The organism is Peribacillus deserti, from assembly GCF_002863585.1.
Lineage (GTDB): Bacteria > Bacillota > Bacilli > Bacillales > DSM-1321 > Paraperibacillus > Paraperibacillus deserti_A.
This window is the reverse complement of the sequence record NZ_PGUY01000005.1, coordinates 1-19,590: the sequence shown is the minus strand read 5'-3', so window position 1 is coordinate 19,590 and position 19,590 is coordinate 1. Positions and strand designations below refer to the sequence as shown.

Below are 19,590 nucleotides of genomic sequence, written 5' to 3'. Positions count from 1 at the left end.
CCCGTTTCGTCCTTCATCACCCGTTTGAAGAACTTTACGCCACCAAGTGATCCCGTTTCGTCCTTCATCACCCGTTTGAAGAACTTTACGCCACCAAGTGATCCCGTTTCGTCCTTCATCCCCCGTATGAAGGACTTTACGCCAGTAGGTGATCCTCATTTCGTCCTTCATCACCCGTATGAAGGACTTTACGCCAACATGTAATCCTCGTATCGTCCTTCATCACCCATATGAAGAACTTTATGCCACCAAGTGACCCCCGTTTCGTCCTTCATCACCCGTATGAAGGACTTTACGCCAGCAGGTAATCCTCGTATCGTCCTTCATCACTCGTATGAAGAACTTTATGCCACCAAGTGACCCCCGTTTCGTCCTTCATCCCCCGTATAAAGGACGCCAGCACGTGATCCTGATTTCGTCCTTCGCACTACGAGTGTTCCCCGCCTTGACCTTCTTCAAACAGCCCAAGATAATCCAGGATCCAACAAAACTAATCAAGCTCACTTAAAAACCCAGCCTCACCTCACCATACCTTATCTACATGCTTTTTTCCTCTTGGGACATAATGTAATATGTAACTTTGTATTCAGGAGGTAGAAAGTATGAAAGAAGAAAATGTCTTTAATAATGCGCCGGCGGATGTTCCTGTTTTGCGGAAGATGGAGGACATTTGGAAGACTACTTGCGGGACTTGGGAAAATTGTAATGATGTGACGGTTACATCGTTTTTGTCTCGTTGTGAGCAGGATGGGATCGACCCGCAGTTTTGTATGAGCTGGATTGAGCAGAATAGTGATAAAATTCCTAATTGGTCGGCGGTATCTGATACGACAAGGGAATGGGTGAATGAGCATACTTCTACAGGGTCTCCGGTCGGTTTTGATGGAGAATTGCAGCAGTAGCGATTGGGTTTGAATCCTTTGGACTCCGTAATAACAGGAAAGGGAACCAGAATAGGTTCCCCCATATTTTTACTTATTCTTTTTTGTTTGTTTATTTTTATCTGTACGGAAACCGGTCTGGGAATCCTGATCGCTGCGCCTTTGCTCTAAGCTCGTATTTTCTTTACCTTTTTCTAACATTTTTTCACCACCTTTTTCGGTTATATTTTGTATTATTTCGCGTTTTTATATACAGGATAGTATCTAAGATAGTCTTATAAATCATGTGTAAGAACTTATGATTCAGGAGGCAGGGATGTATATGCAGTTAAACGAGAATGAAGAGCAGAGTTATATTTTTGAGATGGAGGATTCTAAAGGGGAATTAGTAGTAAGCGGAAAAATTAGAGGAGACTCCGAAATGGAGTTTTATGATGATTTGAAGCTGAAAGCGGTTATTGCTCTGTTGAACTCGGTAGATCAGGAACGCTTTACGGTTCATGGTAAGAATAGTTTGTTTAGTGATTACATATCAGAAATAGAGGATACCATCAGCCAGATTAAAAGGTTTGAAAGCTTTCAGGGAGAAACGAAATAGCGGTCCGCAGGATGTTTGGAGTTTTAGATTCTGGATAAAACAAATAGAGACGGAATTTAAAGTGGGGTGTTGATATGGTTGAGAAGAAAATTGAAAGATATTGTGAACACTGTAAGAAAGAAACCGTTCAAATAGCCAGAGAGGACGCCCTTGAGATAGAATACCGCTGTACGGAGTGCGATACTCAGGAGGACATAGTCAAGACGTTTTTCTAGCATAACGAAAATAGAAAAAGCACGCTCAGGAGCGAGCGTGCTTTACTATTCCTCTTCTGTTTCATCGGTTTCTGCCTGATCAGGTTCATCTTCATTTTCATCTTCTGGCTCACTGACCGCATCTTGTTTCGCAGGAGTACCAGCAGCTGGTTTTGTTTGTTCGGGTTCCTTGGCAGGAGTCTTTGTATTTCCTCCGATATTCACAATATTAGAGGCAGATGACTCATTGCCGGCTATATCGACGGCTCTTACCATATAAGCTCCATTATCGGCCTTGAATGTGAGCGCCGATCCAGCTTTGACAATCCCAACCTTTGAGGAGCCTCTGTAAATCCTATATCCTATTACATCTGAATCAGGACTTGGACCCCAAACGATAGAGGATCCACTAACAGATATGGAGACAGCTCCAGGTGTTTTGCCGTTTTCACTAAGAGATCCGCTTGATGATCCGGATTTTCCTGAAAGCAGTCCACCAGGATCAACAATATATTTACTGCCAATCTTCTGAAGGATCTCAGAGCTTAGCATTAAACCAGGCTCCGTAAATTCCTGGGGTGTAGTCGGCAGGGCCGTGTAGCTTCTGCCCCCAACCCGGACAAATCTGCCCTGATTGAATGTGCCGCCTACTTTGGATGCTGCAAATTTTGCATTTGCAATATCCGATCCAGTCATATTTAACCGGCTGCAAATATCTGAAGGCAGGCCGGTAACTTCACAGGATGACCGGGTGACAATTCCTCCGGGCATCTCAAACCGTTTGCTGGTAGACACTTTAGACGAATTTGCATCATAAGCCGCATTAATGAGATCTGCCCATAAATACAGATTTCTCTGGGAGTAGGTGAGCCCTCCCCAGTTTTTCTCGAGCGGTTTAGGTGTATCATAGCCCATCCACGTTCCAAAGGTTACTTTTGGATTAGAAGCGACAAACCAGGCGTCATGATAATCCTGCCCTGTTCCGGTTTTACCCGCCCAATCCGAACTGAATTTCAGACGGTGGTTTACGCTGGCTGCGGTTCCTTTTCGAACCACATCTCTCATCATATCAAGCGTAAGATAGGCAGTCTGAGGACTGAATACATTGACCGGCTTTTTCTTATGCTGATAAATGACCTTCCCATCCACTGCTTCAATTTTTTCAATCATATAAGCATCTATAAACTTGCCGCTATTTGCGAAAGTCGTATAGGCATTTACGTTTTCTTCTACAGAGACCCCATATTGTAAGGCTCCAAGGGCCATTGAAATATTGTGATGGTCGTCTTCCGTTAAACTGCTGAAGCCCATTTTTTCTAAATAATTTACTGGATTTCTGCCTTGGATATCCATATAGAATTTCACAGCTGGAACGTTATATGAATTTAAAAGGGCTGTTCTGGCTGTTGTGATTCCATGGAATGTATCCCCATAGTTTCCAGGCTCATAATATCCGCTTCCGGCCGGTACCTTAATCGGCATATCTGCTACGATACTGCCCGGGGACAGAGCGCCGAGTTCAAGGCCGGGCGCATAGACCAGCAAGGGTTTCATGGTGGAGCCATTTGATCTTAAGGCATTTGTTGCATGATTGGTTTGTTCCCTTTTATAATCGCGTCCGCCAATAAAACTTAGAATTTTCCCTGATGAATTTTCGATGAGCATAGCACCCACTTCAACAGGTTCTGTTTTAGAGGTTTTAGATGATATGTATTTATCAGGGCCAAAGTTAGGATAATTATTTTTTGCTGCTTCCATCTTATCCAGCATCTTTTTATCGATGGTCGTGTGAATTTTGTATCCTTTCTGCCTAATATTGCGGTCAGCAAGGGTTTCATATTTATCCAGAATTTTTGAATCCTTGTTATAATCCTTTTCTGATACGCCGTCCTGCTTCGCAAGAAACTTGGCAAGGATCTCGATGGAACGCTGTTCAACTTCATAAGTCAGCCATGGATATTTCTCCTGAGGCTGGGGACGCCGCCCGATAAAGTCTTTGACGATATTATATTTGGATGCTGTGGTGTATTCTGCTTCCGTTATAAATCCCTCGCGCTTCATTCTGCTTAAAACGGTTTTCATACGATCGAGCCCTGGCTGCAGGTTCTTCTTGATCGTCCCGTTCTGGGTATATGGAGTGTAGCCAAAAGGACTTTGCGGCAGTCCAGCTATAAATGCAGCCTGCGGCAGATTCAGGTTTTTAACATCTTTCCCAAAAATTCCTTTTGCAGCTGACTGGACTCCTGCTATATTTCGACCATTCGAATTTCTTCCAAAGGTAGATAAGTTCAAATAGGCTGCCAGAATTTCTTTTTTGTCAAAGAACTTTTCCAGCCGGAGCGCAAGCAGAATTTCTTTTGCTTTTCGGTCAAAGGAGACCTCGTTGGTAAGGATTTGATTTTTGATAATTTGCTGGGTTAGGGTACTTCCTCCGGACTGGATGGGCGCATTTGTCATATCTTGAAAGATTGCCCTTAAAATAGCCTTAGGAACCACTCCGTCATGTTTATAGAAGTATTCGTCTTCAGTGGCAATTAATGCGTTGGATAAATGTTCGGGGATTTGGTCAATGGTTACGGTTTCTCTTTCTAAATCCGACCTCATTTTTCCCATATACACATTATTCGCAAAGAATATTTCTGATGTTTCATTAAAATTGTAAATATCCTGTTTCAGGTCTTCCTTCGATCGGACTTCCTCATCTTTGACAAGTGAGGCAAAATAGCCGGCACCGACTCCGCCTGCAAATGAAACTCCTAAAACGGCAGTGATTATAAAGATTAATAGCAAATTCCATATTACCTGATATGTAATGCTGAACGATCTCTTTGTTCTCTCTTCCTCCAAAAAAGTAGTTACTTTCTTGAAAGTATCTTTAAAAGGATTTCTGTTATTTTCCACTTTATCAACCCCCTAAAATCAGATACATTATAGCATAAATAGACTTGTAATATCCCCAAGTTTCGTCATTTTTCAAATTGCGCCGGTAAAAATACATTTGACATCAGCACTAAAATTTGATAAAAATTCATTAATAGAAATATGATAAAAGCAACGATAGGATTCAGTAGTTTTTCTATCCCTGTTACAGAGAGCCGGTGGTTGGTGGGAACCGGTACAAATAGACGAATGAATTACCTCCTTAAGCTTTTGCTGCGAAATTCCTGATAGAAGTGTAGCAGCAAACGGATGACGTACGTTAACGTTTTAAGCGGAGAACTATTACAGTTCTCAAGTTGGGTGGTACCGCGATATTAATCGTCCCTTCATTTCATTATGAAGGGGCGTTTTTTATTTTATTGAAATTACTAGATGCCGGGAGGAAACGAACATGGATTTATTACAAGACTTACAATGGCGCGGAATCATCTACCAGCAGACCGATGAGGAAGGCCTAAAGGATTTATTGAATAAAGAGAGCATCTCACTCTACTGTGGAATAGATCCGACGGCAGACAGCATGCACATAGGACATCTGCTGCCGTTCCTTACATTGCGCCGTTTTCAGCAGCACGGGCACCGGCCGCTTGCTCTTGTCGGGGGAGCTACCGGATTGATTGGGGATCCAAGTGGAAAAAGTGAGGAAAGAAATTTATTAACAGTTGAGACTGTTAAGGGCAATGCAGACAGCATCAAGCTTCAGCTGAAACGGATTTTTGACTTTGAGGGCGAGAACGGGGCTGTCATGGTTAATAATTATGACTGGACAAGTGCTATTGACCTGGTTACTTTCCTTCGGGACTTTGGCAAACATATCGGGATCAATTACATGCTGGCAAAGGATACGATTGCAAACCGTTTAGAAACAGGTATCTCCTACACTGAATTCACATACACCATTTTACAGGCGATGGACTTCAACCACCTATACGGCGAGTACAACTGTAAGCTGCAAATCGGGGGAAGCGATCAATGGGGCAATATTACCACCGGTCTTGAGCTGATCCGCAAAAAGCAGGAAGAAGGCGCCAAAGCGTTTGGTCTGACCATTCCGCTTGTAACAAAGGCTGATGGTACTAAATTTGGAAAAACAGAGAGCGGCGCTGTTTGGCTGGATGCAGAAAAAACGTCACCTTATGAGTTCTACCAATTCTGGATCAATACGGCTGATGCGGACGTTATCAAGTACTTGAAGTACTTCACATTCCTATCACACGAGGAAATCGAAGCCCTTGCTGCTTCAGTCGAAAGCGAGCCGCATTTACGCAAGGCCCAAAAAGTTCTGGCTGAAGAGATGACCCGTTTAATCCACGGTGAAGACTCGCTGCAGCAGGCTATTAAAATCTCAGCAGCATTATTTAGCGGTGAGATTAAAAACCTGTCAGCCGCTGAAATTAAACAGGGATTTAAGGATGTCCCTTCATATGAACAGCATGCAGACGAGGAGATTTCCTTGGTAGACTTACTGGTCAATGCTAAAATTTCCCCATCTAAAAGACAGGCCCGGGAAGATATCCAAAATGGTGCTGTGAGCATTAATGGAGAGAAGGTTACAGACTTAAATCATATTCTTTCTCAGACTGACCGCATTGAAGGCCAATTTACAATTATCAGAAGAGGAAAAAAGAAATACACAATGATTCAATATAAATAAGAACAGAGCATCGGATCTAATTCCGGTGCTTTTTTTACATGCATCTTTTCCCTTCACCCAGCATGAGTACTTCACAGTATATTAAACATTCCATTCCAGATTCCGTCTGAATACAATTGAATATATAGAGATATGAAGGAGGAGGGAAGAGATGGAGCATAGAGTTATTTTTCTTGAAGGGATCCCGGCTCATGGGAAGTCTACGATTCTAGACTGATAAATATTCAATTAGAGCAGAATGGAATTCCGAATATATGGTACCACGAATTGGCTAAAGGCCATCCACTGCTGTATTTTTGTAAAGCCTGCCTTACAGAGGATGAATACAGAAGTATATACAAACGGTTTCCGTCCGCAGGAAGATGGATTAAGGAGAACAGCAGCAGGAGAGGCCCTTACTTCATTGTCGACTTAATAGATGCCGACTCTTCCGTAGAACTAATTGGTGAAGATGGCCTAAAGGAGATTCACTTACATAATACCTGGTATCTGGATAAAACAAGCTATAAAAAACTTACTCTGGAAACCTGGCAGAACTATTTATATGAAAAAAGTAAGGAGTCTCAACCCGTAATATTCGATAGTGCCCTCTTCCAATACCAGATATTTGGAATGCTTTTATTTAATGCAGATGGGTTTGAAATTTAAGAGTTTGTTAAAGAGCTTATGGATATAATGGCACCTTTCAATCCAGCGCTGATTTATTTATACAAAGATAACGTTGGTCATGCTATTCACGAGCTGTTTGCATTAAGGGAAACTTATCATAAGTAAATGAGGTTTCTTAGACTAAAATTTTTTTATTATTAATCATCTATCTTTAAATAGATGGTTTTCTTTACATAAAATATCCATTTAAATAAAGCGTTTAGAAAGGGAAAGGTTCTCCTTTTGTCGAAACTAGTATTAGTGAATATGTAACTTTATGAAAAAATGGGTTGGATGATGGAATGGATATGATTAAAGTAGAGATTAAAAAATTTTATAGTATCGATATTTTAGAAAAAGAATTTGGCTTAGCAGAGATTAAATTTCTCCAATTATTTATGCACAATTGATAATGAAAAAATGAAGTGCTTGAATAAAAACTTATTTAAAAGATGAGAGATATTAAATCCTAAGTACAGTAAACTCAATAGATGTAAAATAATAATAATTTCTAGAGGTGTCAAGAATGAGCATTGGAGAAAAGGATATTAAGAAATTATGGGGTTTAGCTGCTGGAAGATGCTCTTTTCCAACCTGTGGTGTAGATTGTATTCCGTACTTAGATGAAGATAGTCCGACAATCATAGGTGAGATGGCACATATAATTGCTAAGAAACCTGGTGGACCTAGAGGTGTACCGGGTGGTGGTAATGATAATTATGAGAATCTAATTCTGTTGTGTCCCACACACCATACTAGTATAGATAAAGCACCTGCTGGAGTATACCCAGTTGAGTTAATTAAAGAATGGAAAAGAAAACATGAAGAGAAAGTTAATAATTTCATGTGCACTATAAGGTATTCAAGTATTAAGGATGTGGCAAAGGCAATAAAAAGAATAGTATTAAAAAACCAAAAGGTATGGGAAGAATTTGGTCCTGAGTCAAATAGAGCAAAAGAAAATCCCCTTAGTAATATCAGTAAATACTGGGATCTAATAAAATTATCGATAATAGTACCAAATAATAAAAAAATTATTTCTTTAATTGAAGCACACGAGGATATATTCGAAATTGATGAATATGCAGTTTGTGTGGATTTTATTGTGCATGCTGAATTATTTGAGAAAAGTTGTTATACGGTAATAGAAAATACCAAAAGATTTCCACAGAAATTTACAGAGGTGATAGATAAGTATGTCTACGAGAAATAATTGGAATGTACCTTATAGCTCAATTATCTGGTTTTATAACGTACTGAAGACCCATACAAAGGTCAATAGTGTTATGAGAGAGCAGGACATTTTGTTTACTATTTTAGACGATGAAGATAGAACTTATAAGATTTTACTGCTTAACGAATATAGAATGGGATCGGCTGCTGTTTTGAAGTCGATTGAAGAGTTTGGAATCATAGATTTTATAGTATTTGGAGGTAATTGGAATGCTGCTACCAGTGAAGCATATAAAGTGGCCAAAGAAAACAATATTGCACTTTTTGACTATTCTGGAATTTTAGGCGCTCTTAATATGCAGGATCCTAAGGGGTATAAACAAAATGGACAGAGAAAGAATTCAGCTAAGCCTAAGGACGGTACCTGAAGATATAGATATTTATATTTTTGGTTCATTTTTAATTTCGGAATATCCGAAAGATGTTGATTTAATAGTAATTTACGATTCGAATATTTATACTGGAAAGAACATCTTTGATAAGTGTTTGAATTTAATTAATCAGATTGAGACAAAAAGTGGATTGCCGGTTGATGTTACATATTTATCAATCATTGAAGAAATTGAAATTGGATTTTTGAAAATTGTAAATGCAATGTCTATAAAGGACGTTTTCTATATTAACGTAGAAGAATAGTTTTTTTAAGATTAGTAAAAGAAATATCCAACCGATATAATTACGAATAGAAACGAATATATAAAGAATTAAAATCAAACCTCATTTAGGTAGAATACGGTGAACCGAATGGGTAGGGAATATTATTAAGAGGGACGAACAATCACTATATTATCAAGAAAGATCAGGGACCGGCCGGGAGAAATATATAAATCTGCTAAAGGATTACCGTACGCTGACAGATGATCTTTTTATGGAATCTGCGTTCCGAAAAATGAAAGTGGACATTACACAGGGAAACTGGAGCTGGTATGAACAAGCAATCATGGATTTCTTATCTATTCCCAAAAGAAAAGTAACAGAGTTTAAGGAAGAATTCTTAGCCAATGTTGCCGGTACTTATATAAATAGAGACCTCCATATTTCTATTGAGATAGCAATACATGTTGGGCAGCTGTTCATGAAGCAGCACGGTGGGGCTGAAAAGAAAACAATTTATATGGGAGAAAACCAATTTTATTTAGACGATATCAGCACGGAACTCTATTTTCAGAGGATCAGGGAACCAGGGAGCTATCCATCCAGGGCCATGCTGTGTGTTTCAATTCATCGACCATCCCAGGCCTTGTCTTTCAAAGGGAAACGTAAAAAAAGACAGATCCATTAGGATCTGTCTTATATTCATTAACGAGAGTAGAATTCTACGATTAGAGCTTCGTTAATTTCAGCAGGCATTTCAGAACGTTCTGGTAAACGAGTGAAAGTACCTTCTAATTTGTCAGCATCGAAAGTTAAGTAGTCCGGAACGAAGTTGTTAACGTCGATTGCTTCTTTAACGATATCAAGGTTGCGGGATTTTTCGCGAAGGCCGATTGTTTGGCCAGGCTGCACGCGGTAAGATGGGATATCAACGCGGCTTCCATCAACAGTGATATGACCGTGGTTAACTAGCTGACGAGCCTGACGGCGAGTACGAGCTAAGCCAAGACGGTATACTAGGTTATCAAGACGGCTTTCAAGAAGAATCATGAAGTTTTCACCGTGTTTACCTTGCATTTTACCAGCTCTGTCAAAAGTAGTACGGAATTGACGCTCGTTTACTCCGAACATGTGACGAAGTTTTTGTTTTTCTTGTAATTGCAATCCGTATTCAGAAAGCTTTTTACGTTGGTTTGGACCATGTTGTCCAGGAGCGTAAGGGCGTCTTTCTAATTCCTTACCAGTTCCAGTTAATGAAATGCCTAGGCGGCGGGATAATTTCCAGCTTGGGCCAGTATAGCGAGCCATGAATGACTCCTCCTTTAAGTGTTTTTATTTTGGTAAAATAAAAACAGATGTGATCAAGATTATACGCCATTATGTTTTCATGCACCTTCGCCCTAGCAGCACAGGGTTACGAGATGCACCTCACACATGCGAGGAACAAAATGGAATACGTATAAGTGTTCACACAGGCTGCGATATTTTACACAAAAGCCATTATATTACTTAATAATAATAAAGTCAATAGCCTTTACAGACAAGAATATTTTTTGAGTGAAGATAAAAAGGTAGAACATTAAATAGGGGGCCAAAGTTGATACAAGTTCAATCAGAGCAGGCAAATATCCGCACGAGCCTGCCATACTACTGTCTATCAAAGCCTTGATGCGGCGGAATCCGCTGGATCACAAGAATAGTATTAGAGAAAGTGACCAAACAAAAAATTAATTCAGTCAATTAAAAGGAAATTTTAGTCAATAGCGTTTATAATGAATATATACTAAATTCGGACTTGAGTAAGCCGGCAGATATTAAAATAGGGATGAGTGGAATGAACGTGCAGAAAAGTAAGTGGTCTGGGGAATTGAAGAGTTCCTTTTTTGATTTGCTGGACTTTAATAGTGAAAACATTACATTTGAAGATTATATCTCAGCCTTGCTTAAGTCCCTGGAAAACATATTGGATGCTAGGAAGATTATTTTCAAAAGATATGATCATGGGAAACAGGCACTTATAACGGCAGAATCCCACGTCATGAATGGCAGTATGATTCATGTGGATGTTAATGATCCTTTAATTCAAAAATCTCTTACTAAGATTTTTTATAATGACCCTCCCTGTGCGGGGCTTAACGAATATGCCCTGGTACTTGCGTTAAAAGATAATCATCAATTAATGGGTATCTTGGCAATTGAGGAAAAAGTACAGGGTTCTCTTGGCTATTTGGATGAAGAGGAGCTGGAATTATTATCGGAAGAATGCTACAAGCTAGTAAAATACGCTCAAAATCTATTAAAAATTGGCCAGGAAGAAAAGCGCTATAAACAGCTCTTCCGTGTGACGGAAAAGTTTCACTCTTCTATGGATATGGATGCGGTACTTGAAGAAATCATCGTTACTCTGCAAGAAGTGTATCCTTATTTCACCTATTTCCTGCTCCTTTCTCATGACAATAGCAGCCATCAGCGCCTGCCCATAAAGGAATTGGAATATGACAGTGAAAATACAGCGGCTATGCAGGCCTTTTTAACAGGTGCTATTCAATTGGAAGATGCGTCGCAGGATAGAAGATCTTCTTTATATGCCCCGCTGAAGGGTAAACAGGGAGTATATGGAGTACTGGAAGTTATTGCATCGGATACACTCTTCTTCCCAAACGATGAAATAGAATTTATTAGGCTGTTAGCGAATACTGCCGGCGGGGCCCTTGAAAATGCCCAGCTCTACCAGCAGTCAAAGCGTCTTGTTGCAGATTTGCAGCTCATCAATGAGACTTCTCATAAATTAAATTCTAATTTACGTCTAAGCGATACCCTCAATTATATGCGAAGCCAGATCAGCAAGAGCTTTCAGGCGGAGGAAATTGGCTTTATCACACTTAATGCTGATCAGCAGCCTCAAACGCTGACTGAAAGTACAGATTTTTTCCACGAGGGGGAGTCAGCTTCTTACATCGACTTTCTTACGGGAAAAATAATAAACGAAAGAGAACCTTTGTATATCGGGGATACGGCTGTACAGGATGCAATTCTGAAAAAAACCTACCGTTCAGTGATGGCTGTACCGATGATCCAGGTCGACTCATTGAAAGGGTACGCCGTAGTATTGCATCGGGAGCCCTACTTTTTTACTTTTGACATGTTTAAGCTGCTGCAGTCGCTCATTCACCATTCTACGCTGGCCTTTGCTAATTCCATCCTTCGCGAGGAACTGGAAAAAATGGTCATTACCGATGCATTGACAAAGTTATTTTCGAGGAATTTCCTGGACGAAAAAATCGCCCTGTCCTTTGAAGATGATGAAAAAGGCACATTTATATTAATGGATATTGATGATTTTAAAATTGTGAACGATACGTATGGGCACCAGGTGGGAGACGATATCCTTGTTCAGGTTGCAGATCTGATTCTTAAGAATATCAGAGGCACAGATATTGGTGCCAGGTGGGGCGGGGAGGAGCTGGCTGTATATCTGCCAGATGTCTCATTGTCAATGGGCGCAGGCATAGCAAAACGGCTGCTTGAAAAGGTGGATGAAACCTCAAATCCGAATGTGACCATATCGTGTGGGATTTCTCATTGGAAAAAAGAACGGAAGGACTCAGCCAAATCGCTCTTCAAACGTGCTGACGAAGCTTTATACCGTGCAAAAAACTCAGGTAAAAACAAGCTCATCATTCATGATGATGACATGTTTCTTCTGCCATGAGGTTAACCAAAAAACGCCCGTATCTTAACGAAACGGGCGTTTTCCTGTTTAATTATAGATACTGAACAAGCGTTTGAACAAATTTCTCCAGCATTTCCTGATCTTTTTCATTGAACCGGTCTTTCTCTGGGCTGTCAATGTCTAGTACACCAAGCAATTCGCCATCCAGTAAAAGAGGTACTACTATTTCAGACTGAGACGCAGCATCACATGCTATATGCCCCGGGAACTGATGTACATCCTCGACCCGTACTGTCTCTTTGTTCCCGGCTGATGTCCCGCAGACTCCTTTGCCAATCGGAATCCTCACACAGGCTGGAAGACCCTGAAACGGTCCCAGAACTAATTCCTTATCGTCCATCAAGTAAAAACCAACCCAATTAATTCTATCAAGGAATTGATTAAGCAGTGCAGCAGCGTTGCTTAAATTTGCAATTCTGTTTGGTTCGTCTTCCACAAGTGCCTTAAGCTGTTTGATTACAAGCTCATAATTTTTTTCTTTTGAATCGCTGTATGATTGTACATTAAACATGTCTCTTTCTCCTTTTTCTATCTTTTTCTACAAATATATTGTTTGAGTTGTAATTTAATCATATAGTTTGTCGAGTATTTTTCAAAGGAAAACATAACTGGAAAAAGAATATAAGTAAGAAGAACTTATGAAAAGGGGCGTGCGATTTTGAGCCGAAAGAATGAAACAAAAGAATCGATTATCGAGGCGGCCTTATACCTTTTTCAAATTAAAGGATATCATGCTACATCTGTCCGCGATATATCCAATAGAGCCGGTGTGAACTCAGCCACGATCTCTTATTATTTTAAGGGGAAAAATGGGCTGATGGAATATTGCTTTACATCCTTCCTTGAAGAGTATCTGCAGCTGATTGAAAAACATCTTGGAACCATTCAATCTTCAGGTCCTGCCGAATGCTTAAAAAACCTAGTGAAGGAAATCCTGCATTTTCAAAGAAAAAACTATCTTGCTGCAAAATTTGTATACAGCGAAATTTCTTTTGATTCCAGCTTGAATAGAGAGATTCTTTCCACCTATTGGACAAAGGAGAAGTTTTATCTTCAATCGCTCATGGAGACAGGCATCCAGGAAGGCGTCTTTAAGAATATATCGCTGCCTATCTTTATCCTGCAATTAAAAGGGCTTCTATCAGCCCCTCTTCTGCACGCACAATATTCAATGGAAGTATTATATCAATTTCCTAGAGAAGAGTATTTCACAATGAAATATCTTCAGGAATTATATGATTTCATCGATATATATATATTGGATGTTCCCAAAGAATATCCCCTCGCCTTTGCTGGTAAGGAAGTTGTCTTATAATACAGTAAGCGGAATATATGGTTGAGTATTTTATAATTAAGAATTTAATCGAAGTGACTGCCCCTATGCCCCCCGCATTGGCTTTTTCTGCTTTTGTTTGTAATGGATTATATACCTGCTGGAGATAGGTGTTCCCCCTTCCTCGTTTAGCAGTAAAAGTCCATTCTCCTCTTAAGATTTCAATATAATATTCATTAAAAGATATTATAGGAAAAAGCAGGATTGAATTGCTATAATCAAAATAAGCTTTTTGTGAAAAAATGACACTTACTATCACTATTCTCTAATCGTATTTGAGATGACTTTTGAGAAAAGAGCATAGATACACAGCCGTAACAGGATTTGGAAATAAATTATCCAAAAAAAATCATTTTTCTAGTTAAAAATGATTGTGAACATGGTATCATAAAAGCATTGACATTAATTTTAACTATGAATGATTTATATAGATGATTTTTTCCTTAGAGCAGGGGGCCGGAGATGGAATACATAATAATTGCCATACTGATCATTTTATTATTTTTTACATTAGGGTATTTTTCAAAAAAGAAACATTATAAGGAACTGGACAGGCTTGAGGCCTGGAAAATGGACATAATGAACCGCCCTGTATTGGATGAGCTTTCAAAAGTAAAACAATTAAATATGACTGGCGAAACAGAAGAAATGTTTGAACGGTGGAGAAAAGAGTGGGATGAAATCATCACACAGCACATGCCTAAAATAGAAGAATTCCTATTTGACGGAGAGGAATTTGCCGACCGTTTCCGCTTTAAGAAATCTAAAGAGGTTCAAAAGCTGATAGAAACAAAGCTGGTAGATATTGAGAAAAGCATTCAAAAGATCTTGGACGAACTGAATGAACTGGTAGGCAGTGAAGAGAAGAACCGGGCTGAAATAGAAGAATTAAAGGAAACCTATCGCAGCCTAAAAAAGTCGCTGCTGGCGCACCGGCATCATTACTCCAAAGCAGCAGGCAAGCTCGAAAGCATGCTTGAAGAAGTAGTGCAGACTCTGAGTGAATTTGATGAAGCTACCGAAAACGGGAATTATTTAAAAGCGCGTGAGCACTTATTGCTGATTAAATCCCTCCTTAACAGTGTTCAAGAGAAAATGGCACTCATTCCTGAATTGCTGCTGGAAACTCAAACAGCGATTCCTTCACAATTGGATGAATTAAAGCAAGGATTTGCTGAGATGAGTGCCCAGGGATATCAAATGGGCCACATTCAATTTGAAAAAGAAATGGACAGGCTTGAAGAGGAATTGGCCATTTACCGCAGCCATTTAGAAGCAGGTGAAACAACCGAGGCCAAGAAGGGAATTTCAGACATCCAGGAAAGTATTAATGATTTGTATGATCTTCTGGAAAAGGAAGTTCTGGCAAGACAATATATTTTTCAAAATGAGCCAGTTTTACATGAAGATATTTCGATCCTCGAATTTGAGAATGAAAAATTGAAAACTGAAACATCCAAGGTGCTGCAAAGTTATCATTTACCTGAGAATGATCTTGATTTCCAGCGAAATATGGATAAACTGGTGAGCCAGATATCGAAGAGATTTATGCTGATCCAAAGTAAGCTTGACCAGGATAATCAGGCACATTCCATACTTAGTGATGAACTGAAAGAACTAGAGGAGCATCTGCAGCAGGTTAAGCAGGAACAGGCGGTATATACGGCAAAGCTGCATGCACTTAGAAAAGATGAACTCGAAGCAAGGGATACAGTGAATGGCCTTAAAAAGAGAATGTCGGAAATTTCCCGATTGATCAGCAAAAGCAACATTCCAGGACTGCCTTCGGACTATCTGTCCTATGTTTCCGGAGTGAAGGAAAGCTTGTCTGATGTGGAGGATAAACTGGAAGAAATCCCTCTGGATATGGGTTCCGTACGGATTTATCTTGAAAAAGCAGAGACTTCCGTGGAAAAGCTGTATGATCTGTCAAAGGACCTCGTAGAACATATGGTTATTGCAGAAAAAGTGATTCAGTATGGAAACCGCTATAGAAGCAAGCACCCAGCGGTTGCTGAAGGCCTTAGAAAAGCTGAAGATAACTTCCATAACTTTCACTATCAGGAGGCCCTGGAACAGGCAGCAGCTGTCCTTGAGAGGGTTGAGCCGGGATGCTTAAAGAGAATCGAACTCGATCTTGAATCTTAATTTATATAAGCTGTACTTTAGTCTCTTTTTTTAAAGGAGACTTTTCTTTTTTAATCATAACTGGCTCAATCGGAGGGCACCACTCCATTAGGGAAGATTTTCTTTAAGGAGGGCTCAGCACGGCATACAGGACGCAGAAGCCAGGGAGTGCCACAGGCTGCGGCATGTACAAGTGGATAAGCGGACTATGCTTTTGTCTTCGCTTCTGTCGCCAATCAGGGAGTCTTCTTTACCGAATCTCAGCATTTTGAGTTTAACCTGGCACGTTTTATTTAATAAAACTCCAATCATGGAGCTTGCCAAGTGCAGGCAGGCACAGCGTTGAGCTTTTCTTATAGAGGAAACAGTTTTTTTGTAGCATACTAATTGCTATGGAACATTTTTTGGAACAGGATGAAGGTGTATATAATGATTTATTTCGATAACAGTGCAACAACCAAACCATATAGAGAGGTACTTGACTCATTTATAAAGGTTTCCGGGAACTTCTTCGGTAATCCCTCCTCCCTGCATTCATTAGGAGCGGCTTCAGAGAAGCTCCTTACTAGATCGAGGCAGCAGATTGCTGAGCTCCTGCAGGTTAAGGAGTCAGAGGTATTATTTACTTCGGGCGGTACGGAGGGCAATAACCTGGCTATTAAAGGAACGGCTCTTATGCATGCAAAACGTGGGAAGCATATTATTACAACGGCTGTGGAACATCCCTCTGTAATAGAAGCCTTTGAACAGTTAAGCGAGGAATTTGATTTCGATGTAACGTATCTGCCGGTGGATTCAGCGGGCAGGATAGCCGTACAGGATCTTTTGCATTCCATCCGAACGGATACAATCCTGGTTTCTGTTATGCATGTTAATAATGAAGTTGGAGCATTGCAGCCGATCGAGGAAATAGGTAAGTTATTAGCGGAGTATCCCAAAATCCTTTTTCATGTTGATTATGTGCAGGGAGCCGGTAAGGTTCCGCTTGATATAAAAAAGAGTCAAATAGATCTGCTCACTCTTTCAGCCCATAAATTTCATGGGTTAAAGGGCAGCGGCGTTTTATATATTAGAGACGGCGTGCATATTTCCCCTTTATTTTCCGGAGGGAGTCAGGAATCAAGGTTTCGCTCCGGAACTGAAAATGTTGCCGGCATCGTTGCGATGGCAAAGGCACTCAGAATGTCCATGGAGCAGCGCGACAAAGGAATCCCCAAGCTGTTGAACATAAAAAACAGCTCAGGGAAGGGCTGGGGAAGATAGAAGGAGTGGTGATCAATTCACCTGAAGAACATTCGGCTCCGCATATTTTAAACTTTTCAATTCCAGGACTTAAATCAGAAGTTTTTGTTCATGCGCTTGAAGAAAAGGATATCTTCCTATCTACAACCAGTGCCTGCTCTTCCAAAAGAAAAACGATAAGCAGCACAGTGCTTGCCATGTTTCAGGACAAAGGACGGGCAGAGAGTACAGTACGGATCAGCCTTTCCTGGCAAAACTCAGCGGCCGAAGCAGAGGCAGTATTAACAGCAATAAGAGAAACGATCATCAAACTACGAGAGGTAATGAGGTAAAGAATGATATACGATCACATAGTAATCCGTTATGGAGAGATTTCTACAAAAGGAAGAAACCGAAAAGGTTTTATAGACAAACTCAAACGAAATATCAAAAGAGCTCTTAGGAATTTTGAGAGAGTTCATGTCGAGGCAGATAGAGACCGCATGTATGTATTGTTAAATGGTGAAGACCACAAGGCTGTAGCAAGCATTCTAAAAGGTATCTTTGGCATTCAAAATTTCAGCCCGGCCATGAAAGCTGAGCGGGATATCGAAGCAGTGAAAGATGCAGCCCTTCTCTATGTTTCAGATTTAAACGGAATAGCTACGTTTAAAATAAATACCAGGAGATCAGATAAAGATTACCCTTATTCAACGGACGAAATGAACCATATCCTGGGCGGCCATATATTGCAGAATATGGATGGAATCAAAGTAGATGTAAAAAACCCGGACCTGACTCTGCGAGTTGAGATCAGAAAAGAAGCGATTTTTCTTTCAGGAGAAATTATACCGGGAGCAGGCGGTCTGCCTATCGGGAACAGCGGGAAGGCGATGCTGATGCTATCAGGAGGAATTGACAGCCCTGTAGCAGGGTATCTATCAATGAAGAGGGGATTGGATCTTGAGTGCGTGCATTTCCACAGCCCTCCCTTCACAAGCGAACGGTCAAAACAGAAGGTTTTGGACCTTTGCAGTAAGTTGGCTGAAGTAAGCGGCCGGATCACTCTGCATATTGTCCCTTTTACAGAAATTCAAAAACTGATCCAAAAGCAGATACCAGAAAATTATACCATGACGAGTACGAGAAGATTGATGCTCCGTGTAGCCGACAGGATCCGGGAGAATCAAAACGCTCTAGCAATCGTAACCGGAGAAAGTCTCGGTCAGGTTGCCAGCCAGACATTGGAAAGTATGTATGCCATTAATGAAGCAACCAATACTCCCGTACTCCGTCCGCTCATTACAATGGATAAGCTGGATATTATGAAAATCGCTGAGGATATTGATACCCTGGAGATTTCAAACAGGCCATATGAAGACTGCTGTACAGTATTTACGCCGGCTAACCCAAAGACAAAGCCAAAGAGAGAGAAGGTTAACTATTACGAAAGCTTTGTTAACTTTGATGAACTCGTCGAAGAAGCGGTCTATGGGATAGAAACGGTAACCATTTATCCTGGACAAACGGAAATAGATCAAGAAGATTCTTTAGATTTATTTTAAAAGTTCCCTGGATTATTTACCATTTGTACTATGAATAGCAGGCTGCTGTTTCTCGTATGTTATAGATACAGGGCATAAAGCCCTGGTGTACTGTATTGGATATGCTGGCTCTTCAGACGGCTTTCGCCTTCCGTATGATGATTAAGGCAGATCCAATATGAGACAATTAAAAAAGATGGCTGCAAGAAGCGGGTGAAAGCCCGCTTTTTTATTTTGGCTCTTTTTTAAAAAGTTGTTGTTTTTTAATAAGTTCTGTGAACTAACCCTGTTGTTAAACAAGTTGATTGGAACGTAAGGTGCGAGACTCCTTGATCCAGCTACAAGCTGAGACCCTCGAGTCATAAGCCAATCCGTCTATGGAGAGAAAAGCACTCCCCACAGCCGGCTCGTCTTATGCTTGGCTAAAGCATAAGTGCGACTCAGCTTCTGTCTTCGCTTTCGCTCGCCAGTCAGCAAGTCTTCTTTATCGGGTCTCTGCCTGCCAATTTGTTTACAATTTTATATCTATTGGGATTAACACTCAGCTTTTAATTTTTATATGTTGGCCAGGCACCGCTTTCCGCTTTTTTGTGCGAGAGCAGCGGGTATTGTCCAGCTCTGGACTGACACCTTCGGTCATAAGCCAATCACCATTAAAAGGCAAAATCGGCCTTTCACTGCCGCTCGTCTTATGCCGGGCTAACGCACGAAGCACAGGATGTGCGAGCCAGGCGGGGCCACAGGACGTTGCCGTTCAAGCGTGGTAAGGGCGACTAAGCTTCTGTCTTCGCTATCGCTTGCCAATCAGCAAGTCTTCTTTATCAGGTGTCTGCTTTTCTTTTAGTGTTTTGCCTCTAATTAAAAAAGATCATCATTCAGCTTTTGGATGG

General features: G+C 40.6%; 16 protein-coding genes, 1 pseudogene and 1 other annotated feature. Of the genes and pseudogenes, 14 read left to right on the top strand and 3 right to left on the bottom strand.

Translation table 11 applies throughout. From position 1 onward, the window contains the following. Window positions 1–602 precede the first annotated feature (602 nt). The 3 genes from CUU66_RS02170 to CUU66_RS23920 all read left to right on the top strand — a co-directional run bounded on the left by CUU66_RS02170 (window position 603) and on the right by CUU66_RS23920 (window position 1,694). Window positions 603–902, top strand: a complete 300-nt coding sequence (locus CUU66_RS02170) for a hypothetical protein (protein ID WP_101640051.1) — start codon at window positions 603–605, stop codon at window positions 900–902. A 295-nt stretch (window positions 903–1,197) separates the two neighbouring features. Beyond that, a complete protein-coding gene (locus CUU66_RS02160) occupies window positions 1,198–1,479 on the top strand; it encodes a hypothetical protein (protein WP_101640049.1) in 282 nt (93 codons plus the stop codon). Between the two features lie 74 nt (window positions 1,480–1,553). Next, window positions 1,554–1,694, top strand: coding sequence for a hypothetical protein (locus CUU66_RS23920; protein ID WP_180955124.1), 141 nt, complete (start codon window positions 1,554–1,556; stop codon window positions 1,692–1,694). A 45-nt stretch (window positions 1,695–1,739) separates the two neighbouring features. Here CUU66_RS23920 and CUU66_RS02155 read toward each other — a convergent pair whose 3' ends face one another. Continuing rightward, a complete protein-coding gene (locus CUU66_RS02155) occupies window positions 1,740–4,574 on the bottom strand; it encodes a transglycosylase domain-containing protein (RefSeq protein ID WP_101640048.1) in 2,835 nt (944 codons plus the stop codon). 144 nt (window positions 4,575–4,718) lie between these two features. Further along, window positions 4,719–4,942 (top strand) — a binding site (T-box leader). Between the two features lie 62 nt (window positions 4,943–5,004). Between CUU66_RS02155 and tyrS the strand changes: the two genes are divergently transcribed. The 6 genes from tyrS (at window position 5,005) to CUU66_RS02125 (ending at window position 9,430) form a co-directional block, all read left to right on the top strand. Next, window positions 5,005–6,267, top strand: coding sequence for a tyrosine--tRNA ligase (tyrS, locus tag CUU66_RS02150; RefSeq protein ID WP_101640047.1), 1,263 nt, complete (start codon window positions 5,005–5,007; stop codon window positions 6,265–6,267). Between the two features lie 267 nt (window positions 6,268–6,534). After that, window positions 6,535–6,915, top strand: a complete 381-nt coding sequence (locus tag CUU66_RS02145) for a hypothetical protein (RefSeq protein ID WP_101640046.1) — start codon at window positions 6,535–6,537, stop codon at window positions 6,913–6,915. A 526-nt stretch (window positions 6,916–7,441) separates the two neighbouring features. Next, on the top strand, window positions 7,442–8,128 hold the full coding sequence (locus CUU66_RS02140; RefSeq protein WP_101640045.1) for an HNH endonuclease: 687 nt from the start codon (window positions 7,442–7,444) through the stop codon (window positions 8,126–8,128). After that, window positions 8,112–8,516: a hypothetical protein gene (locus CUU66_RS02135; protein WP_101640044.1), complete on the top strand. Its 405-nt coding sequence runs from the start codon at window positions 8,112–8,114 to the stop codon at window positions 8,514–8,516. Before CUU66_RS02140 ends, CUU66_RS02135 begins: the two co-directional genes overlap by 17 nt. Beyond that, entirely contained in the window at window positions 8,473–8,784 is a 312-nt protein-coding gene (locus tag CUU66_RS02130) for a nucleotidyltransferase domain-containing protein (protein WP_101640043.1), read from the top strand. Before CUU66_RS02135 ends, CUU66_RS02130 begins: the two co-directional genes overlap by 44 nt. Window positions 8,785–9,016: 232 nt before the next feature. Further along, a complete protein-coding gene (locus CUU66_RS02125) occupies window positions 9,017–9,430 on the top strand; it encodes a hypothetical protein (protein ID WP_101640042.1) in 414 nt (137 codons plus the stop codon). Between the two features lie 17 nt (window positions 9,431–9,447). Here the strand turns inward: CUU66_RS02125 and rpsD are convergent, their stop codons facing one another. Continuing rightward, the gene (gene rpsD / locus CUU66_RS02120) at window positions 9,448–10,050 is read right to left on the bottom strand and encodes a 30S ribosomal protein S4 (RefSeq protein WP_101640041.1); all 603 of its coding nucleotides are present in this window, start codon (window positions 10,048–10,050) and stop codon (window positions 9,448–9,450) included. 526 nt (window positions 10,051–10,576) lie between these two features. Between rpsD and CUU66_RS02110 the strand changes: the two genes are divergently transcribed. Further along, entirely contained in the window at window positions 10,577–12,454 is a 1,878-nt protein-coding gene (locus CUU66_RS02110; protein ID WP_101640039.1) for a sensor domain-containing diguanylate cyclase, read from the top strand. 52 nt (window positions 12,455–12,506) lie between these two features. Here the strand turns inward: CUU66_RS02110 and CUU66_RS02105 are convergent, their stop codons facing one another. After that, complete coding sequence (locus tag CUU66_RS02105; RefSeq protein WP_101640038.1) at window positions 12,507–12,986, bottom strand: GAF domain-containing protein; 480 nt, start codon at window positions 12,984–12,986, stop codon at window positions 12,507–12,509. 147 nt (window positions 12,987–13,133) lie between these two features. On the opposite strand from CUU66_RS02105, the gene refZ reads away from it, so the two are divergent. From refZ to thiI, 4 genes and pseudogenes are all read left to right on the top strand, one after another. Beyond that, a complete protein-coding gene (refZ, locus tag CUU66_RS02100) occupies window positions 13,134–13,790 on the top strand; it encodes a forespore capture DNA-binding protein RefZ (protein ID WP_180955123.1) in 657 nt (218 codons plus the stop codon). A gap of 480 nt (window positions 13,791–14,270) precedes the next feature. Then, window positions 14,271–15,956 carry a septation ring formation regulator EzrA gene (gene ezrA / locus CUU66_RS02095; RefSeq protein ID WP_101640036.1) on the top strand — a complete coding sequence of 562 codons (1,686 nt, stop codon included), beginning with the start codon at window positions 14,271–14,273 and terminating at the stop codon, window positions 15,954–15,956. A 408-nt stretch (window positions 15,957–16,364) separates the two neighbouring features. Further along, a pseudogene (locus tag CUU66_RS02090) lies at window positions 16,365–17,509 on the top strand (cysteine desulfurase family protein). A gap of 3 nt (window positions 17,510–17,512) precedes the next feature. Then, complete coding sequence (gene thiI, locus CUU66_RS02085; protein ID WP_101640035.1) at window positions 17,513–18,721, top strand: tRNA uracil 4-sulfurtransferase ThiI; 1,209 nt, start codon at window positions 17,513–17,515, stop codon at window positions 18,719–18,721. Window positions 18,722–19,590: the final 869 nt, after the last annotated feature.